10 protein-coding genes are annotated in these 13612 nt (G+C 68.8%); 7 read left to right on the top strand and 3 right to left on the bottom strand.

Annotated features, from left to right (window positions below):
- The first annotated feature begins 5 nt into the window (after positions 1–5).
- Entirely contained in the window at positions 6–2393 is a 2388-nt protein-coding gene (locus RBS60_RS07715; RefSeq protein WP_307956961.1) for a LuxR C-terminal-related transcriptional regulator, read from the top strand.
- A 50-nt stretch (positions 2394–2443) separates the two neighbouring features.
- Here the strand turns inward: RBS60_RS07715 and RBS60_RS07710 are convergent, their stop codons facing one another.
- Positions 2444–3631: a TerC/Alx family metal homeostasis membrane protein gene (locus RBS60_RS07710; RefSeq protein WP_307956960.1), complete on the bottom strand. Its 1188-nt coding sequence runs from the start codon at positions 3629–3631 to the stop codon at positions 2444–2446.
- 283 nt (positions 3632–3914) lie between these two features.
- Here RBS60_RS07710 and RBS60_RS07705 point away from each other — a divergent pair, with 283 nt between their 5' ends.
- On the top strand, positions 3915–5909 hold the full coding sequence (locus RBS60_RS07705) for a S53 family peptidase (RefSeq protein WP_307956959.1): 1995 nt from the start codon (positions 3915–3917) through the stop codon (positions 5907–5909).
- A gap of 156 nt (positions 5910–6065) precedes the next feature.
- Positions 6066–7058, top strand: a complete 993-nt coding sequence (locus RBS60_RS07700; protein WP_307956958.1) for a ribokinase — start codon at positions 6066–6068, stop codon at positions 7056–7058.
- A 95-nt stretch (positions 7059–7153) separates the two neighbouring features.
- On the opposite strand, the gene RBS60_RS07695 is transcribed toward RBS60_RS07700, so the two are convergent.
- Positions 7154–8764 carry a DUF222 domain-containing protein gene (locus RBS60_RS07695; RefSeq protein ID WP_307956957.1) on the bottom strand — a complete coding sequence of 537 codons (1611 nt, stop codon included), beginning with the start codon at positions 8762–8764 and terminating at the stop codon, positions 7154–7156.
- A 233-nt stretch (positions 8765–8997) separates the two neighbouring features.
- Here RBS60_RS07695 and fbaA point away from each other — a divergent pair, with 233 nt between their 5' ends.
- Together fbaA and RBS60_RS07685 are read left to right on the top strand one after the other, a co-directional pair.
- On the top strand, positions 8998–10020 hold the full coding sequence (gene fbaA / locus RBS60_RS07690) for a class II fructose-bisphosphate aldolase (RefSeq protein ID WP_307956956.1): 1023 nt from the start codon (positions 8998–9000) through the stop codon (positions 10018–10020).
- On the top strand, positions 10020–10448 hold the full coding sequence (locus tag RBS60_RS07685) for a DUF3151 domain-containing protein (RefSeq protein ID WP_307956955.1): 429 nt from the start codon (positions 10020–10022) through the stop codon (positions 10446–10448). Before fbaA ends, RBS60_RS07685 begins: the two co-directional genes overlap by 1 nt.
- A 152-nt stretch (positions 10449–10600) precedes the next feature.
- On the opposite strand, the gene RBS60_RS07680 is transcribed toward RBS60_RS07685, so the two are convergent.
- Positions 10601–11335 carry an FCD domain-containing protein gene (locus tag RBS60_RS07680; RefSeq protein ID WP_307956954.1) on the bottom strand — a complete coding sequence of 245 codons (735 nt, stop codon included), beginning with the start codon at positions 11333–11335 and terminating at the stop codon, positions 10601–10603.
- A gap of 181 nt (positions 11336–11516) precedes the next feature.
- Here RBS60_RS07680 and RBS60_RS07675 point away from each other — a divergent pair, with 181 nt between their 5' ends.
- Together RBS60_RS07675 and RBS60_RS07670 are read left to right on the top strand one after the other, a co-directional pair.
- On the top strand, positions 11517–12062 hold the full coding sequence (locus tag RBS60_RS07675; protein ID WP_307956953.1) for a gluconokinase: 546 nt from the start codon (positions 11517–11519) through the stop codon (positions 12060–12062).
- 39 nt (positions 12063–12101) lie between these two features.
- Positions 12102–13505, top strand: a complete 1404-nt coding sequence (locus RBS60_RS07670; RefSeq protein ID WP_307956952.1) for a GntP family permease — start codon at positions 12102–12104, stop codon at positions 13503–13505.
- Positions 13506–13612: the final 107 nt, after the last annotated feature.

Genomic DNA, 13612 nt, shown 5'->3' with positions numbered 1-13612 from the left:
GGGTCATGAGCACTGCTGCACTGGTCGGCCGCATGTCCGGGGGCCAGGGCCTGACGAGCTTTGTCGGCAGACGGCGGGAGCTTGCCGAGATGCGCGAGCTCATGTCACGCTCGCGGCTACTGACGCTCGTGGGCCCCGGCGGTGTGGGCAAGACGCGCCTCGCCGTTGAACTCGTGGCTAGGTCAGGGGAGTCCTTCCGGGACGGCACTTGGCTGGTCGAGCTGGCGGCGTTGGAGGACGGCGACTTGGTCGGATCCCAAGTCGCCGCTGCCCTGAGGCTGCCCGACCAGTCCAACCGTTCGGCCCTTGACCGGCTCGCGGACTACCTCAGGGAACGCGAGCTCCTGATCGTCGTCGACAATTGTGAGCACCTGCTCGACGCCGTCGCCCCCCTCGCGTCCGAGCTCCTCGAAGTCGCCCCAGGGCTGCGGATCCTCGCGACGAGCCGTGAGCCGCTCGGGATCCCCGGCGAGCAGGTCTACAGCGTGCCGCCACTCCCTGCGCCCGCAGAATCGCAGCCAGGGGCCGACCCGCTCGAAGGGTTCGAATCGGTGCGCCTGCTCGTGGACAGGGCGCGCAGCGTGGACCCGACCTTCGAAATCACCGACGCCAACCGACACGCGGTCGCGCAGCTGTGCCAGAGGCTCGACGGCATGCCGCTGGCGATCGAGCTTGCGGCCTCGCGGTTGCGCTCCCTCTCAGTCATCCAGCTCGTGGAGCGGCTCGACCGGCGCTTCGACCTCCTCACCGGCAACAGTCGCGTCGCCGTCCCGCGGCAGCAGACCCTTCGGGCCCTCGTCGACTGGAGCTACGAGCTCTGCAGCCCGGCAGAGCGACTCCTATGGGCGCGTCTGGCCGCGTTCCCCGGGGGATTCGACCTCGAGGCCGCCGAGGACGTCTGCGGTTTCGGCGAGGTCACGCGGGAGGACGTCTTGGACCTCTTGGACCGCCTCGTCTCCAAGTCGCTGGTACTGGCCGAGCGGCTCGAGGGCCCTCGTGAACTGGGCGGCGGCCGGGTGCGCTACCGCCAGCTCATGACCTTCCGGGAGTACGGCGCCGAGCTCCTCGACGCCGCGGGCGAGGCCTCCCAGCTGCGCCGCCGGCAGCGCGACCACTTCCTCGCACGTGCGGCGAGAATGGTCTCCTCGTGGTGCGGTCCCGATCAGGCCGAGCGCCTCGCGGCGGCCCGGAGGGACCACGCCAACCTCCTCTCGGCCCTTGACTGGTCAGCCTCCACCCCGGGAGAGGAGCTCGCCGGGATGCGCCTCGCGGCGCTGCTGAGGTACCACTGGCACGCCGGCGGCAACCTGAGCGACGGGCGCCGGTGGCTCGACCGCTTCTTGGCGCTCTCTTCTGAACCAACCCCCGAGCGGGGGGATGCGCTCTGGGCCGCCGCATGGGTTTGCCTCGTTCAGGGCGACAGGGGCCTCGCCCGCAGTTACCTGCAGGAGTGCCGGCGCGTCGCACGCCTGCTGAATGATCCTGTCCTTGCGGCCCATGCCGACCACTGGGACGCGCTGCGCGAGCTCTTCGGAGGGAATCTGGAGCCCGCGTTGGCAATGTTCGACGCAGCCATCGCCGTCCACCGCCGGGTCGGTGACACGATGTCGGCACTCATAGCGCTCTTCCAGCGGTCGTGGGCCCAAACGTATGCCGGACGTCCTCGAGAAGGACTCGCCGCGTGCCAGGAAGCCATCAGGGAAAGCGAGGAGCTCGGTGAACGTTGGACCCAGGCTTATTCCCATTGGGTGTCGGGACTCTGCCAACGCGATCTAGGTGATCTCGACGCCGCGCGGCAGTGTCAGATCGCTGCGCTCGAGATACAGCAGGGCTTTCTGGACGGCATCTGCATCGCGCTCACGATCGATGAGACCTCTTGGACGACTGCGTCCACCGGGCGCTACGAGGACGCCGCCGTCCTCTTCCACACCGCCCAGTCCGTGTGGAAGGGCCTCGGGACAGCGATCTCAGCCTTCGGCCCGCACCTCCAAGCCGATTCCGAACGGGCCGCATCCCTCATCCGGCGGGGGCTGGGCGGGCCTCGGTTCGAGGCCATCCTCGCTCTGCCTCCCGTGCCGACCAAGGAGAGGGCGATCGAACTCGCTCTAGCCACGGCCAGATCAGGACCCCCCGCACCGGAGGCCGCCACGACGCCGCGGCCGGAGCGCGACACGACGGGCCCAAAGCTTACCAAACGGGAACACCAGATTGCTGCTCTCGTCGCCGAAGGCCGCAGCAACAAGGAGATCGCAGCGGCCCTCGTCGTCTCTCCACGGACGGTCGACGGCCACGTCGAGAACATCCTCGCCAAGCTGGGGTTCACTTCTCGCGTCCAGATCGCGGCGTGGATCGCCGGTCACACCGGGCCGGAACGGACGGCCACCTCCCGATAGATCAAGTTCATCTCCACCCGCGTGGTTCTGCCCCCACCAGACCACCGTGGTCAGCGCGCGAGGAAGTCCGCGTGCCTCGCATGCGCCTCGGCGACCTTCGCGCGGATCGCGTCGATGTCCTTGACCTTGTCGCGGTACTTCTTGTCCATCTCGAGGATGTCCTTCTCTTCATCGAGGAGCTCCCGATAGACCCGCTCGCGCTCGGTGGGGTCGGCCGTGTACTCGAGGTCGAGGTAGCTCTCGGCATGGCGGCGGGCATTGTTGACGGCTGCGTGCGCCTTGCCCGCCTTGCTGAACAGCGAGGCGATGACCGTGACGAGCAGGACGCCGATGATCACCGTGAGGGAGAGGCCGGTCGTGATCTCGAAGACCTGGACGTGCTCGCCGCCGTTGATGAACGGCAGGTTGTTCTCGTGCAGCGCGTGGAGGACGAGCTTGACGCCGATGAACGCGAGGATCGCGGCGAGGCCGTACGAGAGGTAGATGAGGCGGTCGAGCAGGCCGTCGAGCAGGAAGAACAGCTGGCGCAGGCCCATGAGCGAGAACGCGGTCGCGGTGAAGACGACGTACGCGTTCTGGGTCAGGCCGAAGATCGCCGGAATCGAGTCGAGGGCGAAGAGCAGGTCCGTGCCGCCGATTGCGACCATGACGAGGAGCATGGGGGTGAGGACGCGTTTGCCGTTCTCAACGGTGAAGAGCCTGTCGCCGTCGTAGTGCTCGGAGGTGCGCAGGAACTTGCGGGCCAGGCGTATGACGAAGTTGTCCGCCTCCTCATCGCCTGAGTCTTCGCCCTTGAGCAGGTTGCCGGCGGTGATGAGCAGGATGAGGCCGAAGAGATAGAAGACCCACGAGAACGCGTTGATGAGCGCCACGCCGGCGAAGATGAACGCTGAGCGCGCGATGAGGGCGAACACGATGCCGAACAGGAGGACCTTCTGCTGGTCCTCGCGAGGAACCCGGAAGCTCGCCATGATCACCAGGAACACGAAGAGGTTGTCCACGGAGAGGGCCTTCTCCGTGATGAAGCCGGCGAAATACTCGCCGCCCATGGTCGAGCCGCCGAAGACGAGCAGGACGACGCCGAACAGCACCGCGGCGCCGACGTAGATCGAGGACCACACCGCCGCTTCCCTGAGCGTGGGCACGTGCGCCTTGCGGATGTGGAAGAAGTAGTCGAAGGCCAGCAGGGCCAGGATCACCACGATGGTGATGGTCCAGACGAGCGGTGATACGGACATGGAAAGGGTCCCTTTCGCAGGTAGGCGATATCGCCACAAGTCTCTCCACCCGCCCGATGTGTGGGCTGGCCGCTGCACCCGGCCGGGCTCCGGCGCCCGACGTGCTGACGTGTGCAGCGCTTGGGATACTCCCCTGCGCAGAGTCCAGCCTAACGGCTACCTTGGCTGTCGCAAAACTCATGGCAAACTCTCAGCTTCTGCGCACTTCCTGCAAGGGTCGCTTCACAACTAGTCTCGCTGCAGCCGGACCCGCTGGGGTGTCCGGCAGAACGGGAGAAGAAGCATGGCGCCCCATCGCGGTTCTCATCGGTTTTCCCTGCGTGCCCTCGCCGCCACCGCGGCCGTGGGCTGCACCCTCGGACTCGCGGCGGTAGGTGTATCGAGCGCCGCGGCGGCGCCGCCCAATCCGCCGCCCTCGAGTTCCAAGTCCTTCCCCGGCTCAGTGCCGCCGTGGGCCGGGGCACGGACGAAGACTGGGATCCCCCTGACCAACACCACCGTCGAGGGGGAGATATACCTCAAGCTGCCCAACGAAGCAGCGGCCACGGCCTTCGCTACTGCCGTCTCGACTCCCGGAAACCCGCAGTACGGCCAGTACCTGACTGCCGCCCAGTGGAAGTCCCAATACGCGCCCGCGCAGGCGGCTACAGACAAGGTGGTCGCCTGGATCCAGGCGCAGGGCATGGTCATCACGGGGGTGCCGGACAGTGGGATGTACGTCGTCTTCCGTGGCACCGTCGCGGAGGTCAACGCAGCATTCCAGGTCGCGGAACAGACGTACTCCGTGCAGGGCACCGATCTCATCGGGCCGGACCGGGCACCGACCGTTCCCGGCGACATCGCCGGCCTGGTCTCGTCCGTCAGCATCGATCAGGGCCGCCTCCTCACCCGCCCGGACAACATTGCCGACGGCGCGGACGCCTCGCCGGGCGGCCAGACCGCTTCCGCAGTGCCGGTCGCGACTCCGTGCTCCCACTACTGGGACGAACACGAGGTGACGGTCCCCAGGACCGCGACCGGCGCGACGTCGGCCCCGACCGTCCTGTGCGGCTATACGCCAGGCCAGATCCAGGCGACGTATGGACTCGGCAACGGCGTCGCGATGAATGCGACGGCCGGCGCGGGGCAGACTGTGGCGATCATCGACGCCTTCGCGGCGCCCACGATGCTCTCTGACGCCAACCAGTACGCGTCGCTCCACGGCCTTCCGGCGCTGACCTCGACTTCCTACCGCGAGATCCTTCCGAGCGTCTATTACGACCAGGCGCTCTGCGCAGAGCCGAGTGGCTGGCAGGGCGAAGAGGCGCTCGACGTCGAGGCCGTGCACTCCACCGCCCCTGGCGCGAACATCCTCTACGCCGGAGGCTCGAATTGTGCCGGTGGGCTGGACATCGCCATGTCGAAGATCCTCGACGGCCAGCTCGCGAACATCGTGAGCAACAGCTACGGGTACGTCGGCGAGGCCGTAGCGCCCGATCAGCTCGCAGGGGAGGTCCACCAGCACCTCCAGGCCGCGGCCGAGGGCATCGGGCTGTACTTCTCGAGCGGCGACAGCGGCGACGAGAAGAAGGCGCTCGGCTACACCTCCCCGGACTTCCCGGCGAGCTCGCCATTCGTGACGTCGGTGGGCGGCACGAGCCTCGCGCTCGACCAGTCCAACAACTATCTGTGGGAGACCGCGTGGGGAACCACGCGCCAGCGGATCCTCGCGCAGGCCGACGGTACTCTGACCTACGCCGGTGCACTTCCGGGCGTCTTCCAGTACGGTGCCGGCGGCGGCCGGAGCGCGGACTTCGACCAGCCTGCATACCAGACCGGGCTCGTTCCGGCGTCGCTCGCGAACGGCAAGCGCGTTTCGCCGGACGTCTCGGCGCTCGCTGATGTGTGGACGGGGTTCCGGATCGGCTTCAGCCCCATCACCAACGACCACTCGCTGAACACCGGCAGCTACTCCGAGGAGCGGATCGGCGGCACCTCGCTCTCGTGCCCGCTCACGGCGGGGCTCATGGCCAGCGCGCAGGCTGCGTCCAACAAGCGAATCGGCTTCGCGAACCCGGCGGTCTATCAGGCGGCAGCCGCCCCGGGCGCTGCGATGAGGGATGTCACCTCCCCAGCGACTTCCATCAACCTCGTCCGCGCCTACCCGGCCACGGGCCTCACCTGGATGGCGACCCTGGGCCTCGACACGTCCCTGACGGCGACGAAGGGCTATGACGACGTCACGGGCGTCGGAAGCATGACCGAGGCGTTCGCGCAGCAGGTCGCGGCCCAGCACTGAGGCAAGCTCCTCAGGCGCCTTCTCACCGTGAGCGAGGGGCGTGACGGCGAGGCGCACGACGGCGGCACCCACCCGCCGTCGTGCGCGTCGCCTTTCGCGTGGGGAGGCAGTGCCCAGCGCGGAGACCTCATCGCGGAGCCGCCTACCATGACTCGCATGGACTCCAGCGTGGTTGTGGTGGGCTCGTTGAACGCGGACCTCGTCTTCTCCGCTGAGCGGATGCCGGATCCCGGGGAGACAGTGGCGGGCGCCGACTTCGCCGTCCATCCGGGCGGCAAGAGCGCGAATCAGGCCGTTGCGGCGGCGCGGCTCGGGGCGAGGGTGCGGCTCGTGGGCGCAGTCGGGGACGACGCCCACGGCGAGATGCTGCGCGCCTCCGCCGAGGCTGCGGGCGTAGACGTCTCGGCGGTGCGCGTGGTTGCCGGTGTGCCGAGCGGCGTCGCGGGCATCACTGTCGACGCCCGCGGCGAGAACAGCATCGTGATCATTCCCGGCGCGAACGGGATGCTGGCCCCTGGGGACATTGCGGCGGCGCGCTCGCACTCTGTTTTCGAGGGCGCAGCAGTGGTGTGCCTGTGCCTCGAGGTCCCCATGCCCACGGTGCTCGCGGCCGCGCAGGCGGGGCGTGACGCGGGAGCGACAGTCATCCTGAACCTGTCCCCTTACGCCGCGATCCCCCCTGAGCTCGCAGCCTGCACGGACGTGCTCCTCGTCAACGCGCGCGAGGCCGGACAGCTCCTGGGCAGCGGCGATCTCGAGCCCAGTTCGGATTGGACTGCCACGGACTGGGCGGAGGCCGGGCCAGCGTTCGTCAGGGCCGGGTTCCGCAAGGTCATCGTGACCCTAGGCGCCCGAGGCGCAGTGCTTCTCGATCCCGACCCGGCGGCAGCCGTGGTGTCCCTCGAGTCCACGCCGGTTGTGCCGGTGGACACGACCGGCGCCGGCGATGGGTTCACCGCTGCCGTCACGGTCCGCCTCGCCGCCGGCGACAGCCTCGAGGACGCGGCGCGCTACGCCTCGGTTGCCGCAGCCCTCGCCACCACGCGTCCCGGGGCTCAGCCGTCTTACCCGTCGGCAGGCGAGGTCGAGGAGAAGATCCGACACGCAGGACGGGGCGTTGAGCGGGACGCAGGACGGGACGCTGGATGAGCGCGGGGCGTTGAGCGGGACGCTGGATGAGCGCGGGGCGTCGAGCGGGACGCTGGATGAGCGCGGGATGTTGAAGGCAGCCGAAGCGACGCGTCTTAGAAGGGCGGCGGTTCGTCGCCGTCAGACGTTTGAATGTCCCATGAACCGCGCGCCGGTGGCGGCTTAGGTAATGGGGAGTCGCGCGGCGTTGGCGTAGGAGGCATTTCGGGGTCTCGCGGCCCGCGCGGACCGCGCGGCCCGGCCAGTTCGGCAGTTTCGACTGTTTCAACTGGTCCGGCGGGGAGCCTGACGGTTCGCGGTCCCAGGATGTGGTCGCGGCTCAGGGGCTCGGCGGGCAGAATTGTGCCGAGAAGGGTTTCCCAGAGGAGCTGGCCGCTGACCTTGGGTGGCTCTTTGGGGAGCTTCGTGCCCGCGACGGTGGGCGCCGAGCCCTCGGCTGCCTCTCTGCGGAGACGAAAGAGGGCCAGTGACTTCAGTGCGTGGTGCTTGGGGCAGAGCAGGGTGAGGTTCTCGGCATCGGTAGTGCCGCCGTCCTGCCATTCGATCGTGTGGTCGATCTCAGACCGCCTCGCCGCGCACGAACATCCGGGGACGAGACACGTGCCATCGCGGTACTGGATGAAGCGGACCAAGCCTGCCGGCGGTCGATAGGTGCTCCGCCCGAGCTTGACGGGAACCCCCTCGTCGTCCGTGAAGATGCGCTGCCACGTCGGCGCGGCCGCCGCAAGCAGCCGCGCGGTATCGGCGTCGATAACGCCGTAGCCCTCGAGCTGGGCAACGTCGTCGGACGCTCCGAGCGCCACCGCGAGCGGAATATGCACGACGATCTCCGCCTTGACGCCGCCGAGCAGTTCTTCGGGAGACGGTACGGACGCCGCGGGCGTTCCGGTGCTGGCCGGATCGAGCCTGTCCGCGAGGGCCAGGTTGATGAACGCGTCGGCACGTAGCTGGGCGAGCGTCCTGACCTCGCCCTCGCGGCCGCGAGCCGAGCGTGCGACCGCGTCGATGCGCGCGTACATGGATGTTGCCGTCTCGGCGGGCAGGAGCGCGGACAGCGTGCACATGCCGTCCTCGTCCGGCTGGAGCCACACGCGGCGATCTTCGCGTGCGGCCGCGCGCCGCCTCACGATCGACTCCGGGTGGAGGCGCTCACGCAGATCGCGGACGACTGCGCGGAACTCGCCCGGGGTCCGGACACGTCCCTTGCGGGTATGGAGCCGTGAGAGCGCCTCGATGCCGAAGGCCTCGGCGACGGATTCGGGCAGGGACGACGCCTGATCGACGATAGCCCGGGCGTGGGCCTCGGTGATGTCTCCCGCCGCGAGGGCCTCGTGGAGCGCTGGGTGGAGGTTGACGAGGGCCACGGAGAAATTCATGGTCCGAGCGGCGGCAGCCTCCGATGTGTTCTGCAGGGAGGCTATCTCGGCGACCGCAGCGGCGTGCTCGACGTCCCCACCGAACCGGGTGGGCTGCGATTCCCGCCCCGCCAGAGGAGTCTCTGCCACGTGCTGGGTGTGCCGGTCGATGAGGAGTGCGCGCAGGCTGGCGCTGAAGGAATCGAAGTCTGCGAGTGCCCGAAGCGCCTGGGACACCCCATCCGGAGTGTCGAGGGCCTGGGGATCGAGGCTGAGCGAACCATGGAGGGCGTCCGGGTGGCGCGAGATGAACTCGAGCTCCGCAGCGGACCGTAGTCCTGCAGTCGGCATCCTGAACCCCCTCAGTCCAATTGATTCGAATCTATATTCCTATACTATAGACTGAGTTATCCAAACACTAGAGTTATTTTCGAATCCTGTGAGATCCCGAGCCCGTCTACCCACCGCCCTCCGTCATCTGTACCCATGGAAACTCGCCCGTGAACCTCGCTCGCTAGGATGGGCAGTGGCCAAACCACGCGACCCGCGTGATACCCCGTCGAGCCACTGTCGAGGAGCACTCAATGCCTATCGCCACCCCTGAGAAGTACGCAGAGATGATCGACTCCGCCAAGGCCGGCGGCTACGCATTCCCCGCGGTGAACGTGACCTCGTCACAGACGCTCAATGCCGCCATCCGCGGCTTCGCCGAGGCCGGATCCGATGGCATCATCCAGGTCTCCACCGGCGGCGCGGCGTACTGGTCCGGCGCCTCGGTCAAGAACATGGTCGTCGGCTCGCTCGGCTTCGCGGCGTTCGCACGCGAGGTCGCCAAGAGCTACGACGTCAACATCGCGCTCCACACCGACCACTGCCCCAAGGACAAGCTCGACAGCTTCGTGCTGCCGCTCCTCGCGGCGTCCGAGGACGAGGTCAAGGCCGGACGCAATCCGTTCTTCAACTCGCACATGTGGGATGGCTCCGCCGAGACGCTCGAGGAGAACCTCCGCGTCGCCAAGGAGCTCCTGCCCCGCACTTCGGCCGCGAAGATGATCCTCGAGGTCGAGATCGGCGCCGTGGGCGGCGAAGAGGACGGCGTCGAGAACGCCATCAACGAGAAGCTGTACTCCACGGTTGCCGATGGCCTCGCGACCGTCGAGGCCCTCGGGACGGGCGAGAACGGCCGCTACATCACGGCGCTGACGTTCGGCAATGTCCACGGCGTCTACAAGCCGGGCAACGTCAAGCTGCGCCCGGAGATCCTCAAGGACATCCAGGCGCAGGTCGGCGCACAGGTCGGCAAGGACAGCCCGTTCGACCTCGTGTTCCACGGCGGTTCCGGCTCGAGCGAGCAGGAGATCGCGGACGCCGTCTCCTACGGCGTGATCAAGATGAACATCGACACCGACACGCAGTACGCCTTCACGCGGCCGGTGGCCGGGCACATGTTCTCCAACTACGACGGCGTGCTCAAGGTCGATGGCGAGGTGGGCAACAAGAAGACCTACGACCCTCGCGTCTGGGGTGCCCTTGCCGAGGCCGGCATGGCCGCGCGCATCGTCGAGGCAGCGCAGCAGCTCGGTTCCGCCGGCAAGTCCATCAAGTAATGAGCGACGAGTTCCGCACCAACCTCCTCGGCCCGGAGCCCACGCGGCTCCCGGCCGAGAGCGAGGTGTACCAGGGCCTCGCGATGGGGCAGGAGGCCCGCGACCTCGTGGTCAAGCACCCGGAGTCGTCGCTCCTGTGGGCGATCCTCGCCGAGGAGGCCTGGGACGAGGGAAGCACGGTTGAGTCCTACGCGTATGCCCGCGTCGGCTACCACCGCGGCCTCGACGCCCTGCGCCGCAACGGATGGCGTGGCGCGGGGCCCGTCCCGTGGGAGCATGAGCCCAATCAGGGATTCCTCCGGGCGCTCTACTCGCTCGGCAGGGCTGCCGCGGCGATCGGCGAGGTGGGCGAGCCCGAGCGGATCGACACGTTCCTCACCGAGTCCGACCCGGCCGCGAAGGCCGCGATCGAGGCATCCCAGCACTAGGCATCGCAGCATCAGGAACCCCTGACGCACGACGGGGCGGGGGCCGCGGCCCCACCGACCCCCGCCCCCCCCCCGCGGGGGGGCGGGGTGACCCCGGGGGGGGGGCCCGCGCGCCCCCCCGCCGCCCCCCCCCCCCCCGTCGTGCTTCCGGGTTACCCGAGGCCCATGGCCCCCCGCACCTCGGAGATAACGCTGTGCATCGACTCCTCGGCTGCGGCGGCGTTGCCGCCCGCGACGGCCGATGCGACGGCCTCGTGCGCGTCGAGCGCCTCGGGGCGCGGATGGAAGGGCATGAGACCCTGCCGGGTGCGGCTCGTGAGGACCTCGGCGACCATGTTGTCGAGGGCCGCGAACATCTCGTTTCCGCACGAGTGAAGGACGAGCCGGTGGAACGCGATGTCGGCGGCAAGGAAGGCCTCGAGGTCGCCTGCCTCGCCGAGCCGGCGCAGCTCGGCCGCGAGCCCAGCTAGCTCCGCCTTCTGGGCCGGCGTCGCTCGGTGTGCGGCCCCTGCTGCGGCGATCGGCTCGACGGCGACGCGCAGTTCCAGGAGCGAGGCGTACTGCTCGTCGCGCCGTCCGGAGGCGAGCCTCCAGCGCACGAGCTTGGGGTCGAAGACATTCCATCGCTCAGGCTCCTGGACGACGATCCCCACACGGCGTCGCGAGTAGACGAGGTTCATCGACTCCAGAACGCGCATGGTGTCCCGGGCCACCGTGCGCGAGACGCCGAACTCCTGCTGGAGGTCGTCAAGGGTCAGGCGTGAATGGGGCGGCAGGAGCCCAGACGCGATGCGCTCGCCGAGCGCGTCCAGCATGCGCTGGTGCAGGCCGCCTTCCGCCTTGGCCTCCTGCTGGGCGCTGGCCTCCTGAGGTGTCGCCGTCGACATGCCCCGCCTTCCGTGTCCGCGTGGGTTCAGCCTAGCCGCTCGCGACGATAGATGTGACCTATGACAATTAAAGTACTACCAATGCCAAAACAATGGTGCTATCTTTCTTGCCGGGCCGGCGTTCGCGGGCCTGCAGAGCTTCTTCGGAAGCCAACGACGTCTTCTGCGGAGGTAGAGAGCCATGGAACCCCTGCATGTGGTGGTCATGGGTGTTGCCGGATCCGGCAAGACAACGGTCTCGGCGGCCCTGGCCGAGCGACTCGGCTGGCGGATCGCGGAGGCCGACGAGTTCCATCCGGCGTCCAATATCGCCAGGATGACGGCCGGCATCGCGCTCACGGACGCGGAGCGCTGGCCGTGGCTGCGCAGCATCCGCGACTGGATGACCGGGCAGGCGCGCGACGGACACAGCACCGTGCTGACGTGCTCGGCGCTCAAGCGGTCCTACCGGGACCTCCTCTCCGAAGCGGGCGGACGCGTGGTCTTCGCCCACCTGGACGGCGACCCGGCCCTCCTCGCGGAGCGCATGGCCTCGCGCGCGGGCCACTTCATGCCCGCCGGACTCCTCCCGAGCCAGCTCAGGACCCTCGAACCGCTCACCGTTGACGAGCTCCGGGCCGGCAGCCTCCGTCTGGACATCTCCGAGAGTCCCGAACGCCTCGTCGAGGCGATCGCCGCCTCACTGCACCCGACCGACGAACCCGCCCAACGCGCCGTCGTGCGCTGACGGTCGAACCCCACACCCCGAAGAACCCCAAGGAGAACCATGACCATCGAAGGATGGACCCAGACGCTCGGCGCTGGGCCGCTCCTCGCCATAGCGGCGGCCGCGATCGCCGTACTGCTCGTGCTCATCATGCAGTTCAAGATGCATGCGCTCCTCGCGCTCATCGTGGTGAGCCTGCTGACGGCCTTCGCCACCGGGATTCCGCCGGCGCAGGTGGTCAACGTCCTCGTCAACGGCTTCGGCACGACCCTCGGGACAGTCGCGCTCCTCGTGGGGCTCGGCACGATGCTTGGCCGGATCGTCGAGACCTCCGGCGGCGCGAAGGTGCTCGCCGACTACCTCATCGGGATCTTCGGCGAGAAGCGTGCCCCGTTCGCGCTCGGCCTCGCCTCGCTCCTGTTCGGCTTCCCGATCTTCTTCGACGCCGGCCTCATGGTCATGCTCCCGGTCGTGTTCGCAGTGGCCCAGCGCATGGGCGGCGGAGTGCTGCGGTACGGCCTGCCGGCCGTCGGCGCGTTCTCCGTGATGCACGTGTTCCTTCCCCCGCACCCCGGCCCGGTCTCCGCCTCCGCGATCCTCGGCGCGAACGTGGGCATCGTGACGATCGTGGGGCTCATCGTCGCGATCCCCACGTGGTACGTCGCCGCGTACCTCTACGGCCTGTGGACCGGCGGAAAGCTCGTGCTGCCCGTGCCGGAGATCCTCGGCCACGCTGATGCCGAGGCGGAGTCGCACCCGCCGCGCTTCCGCACCGTGGTGGGCATCCTCCTCCTGCCGCTCGTGCTCATCTTCCTCAACACCGGGCTCGGGACGCTCGCGACCGCCGGTGTGATCAGCAAGTCGGTGAGCGGCCAGACGTGGTTCCAGATCCTGCGTGCGCTCGGCGAGACGCCCGTTGCGCTGCTCATCTCCCTGCTCGTCGCCGCGCTCGTGCTCGGTGCGCGGCGCGGCCTGCACGGATCGGTCCTCGAGAAGCTGCTCGAGTCCTCGCTCGGTCCGGTCTGCTCCGTCATCCTCATCACCGGCGCGGGCGGCATGTTCGGTGCCGTGCTGCGCACGTCCGGCATCGGCAAGGCGCTCGCGGACGTGCTCGGGGGCGCCGGGATCCCGCTCATCCTCGCGGGCTTCCTCATCTCCGCAATCCTGCGAATCGCCCAGGGTTCCGCGACCGTCGCGCTCACGACGGCGGCGGGCCTCCTCGCGCCCGCCGTCACCGGGGCGGGGCTCAACGGCGTGCAGCTCGCGGCGCTCGTCGTTGCCGTCGCGGCGGGCTCCGTGGTGGTCTCGCATGTCAACGACGCGGGCTTCTGGATGGTTGGCCGGTTCATGGGCATGGACGTCAAGACGACCCTCGCCACGTGGACCGTCATGGAGACACTCATCGGCGTGATGGGCTTCGCGCTCGCGGCCGTGGTCTTCGGGGTAGGGTCGGCGTTCGCCTGACGCTCTTTCTTCACGCACGGCGGCGGGGGGGGGGGGGCCCCCCCCGGCCCCCCCCCCCCCCCCCCGGGGGGGGGGGGGGGCGGGGGGGTGCGGGGCCCCCCGGGGGG

It is taken from the genome of Sinomonas sp. ASV486 (assembly GCF_030908215.1).
Lineage (GTDB): Bacteria > Actinomycetota > Actinomycetes > Actinomycetales > Micrococcaceae > Sinomonas > Sinomonas puerhi.
Note: the sequence above shows the minus strand (reverse complement) of the source record. Positions and strands in the feature narration are given on the sequence as shown.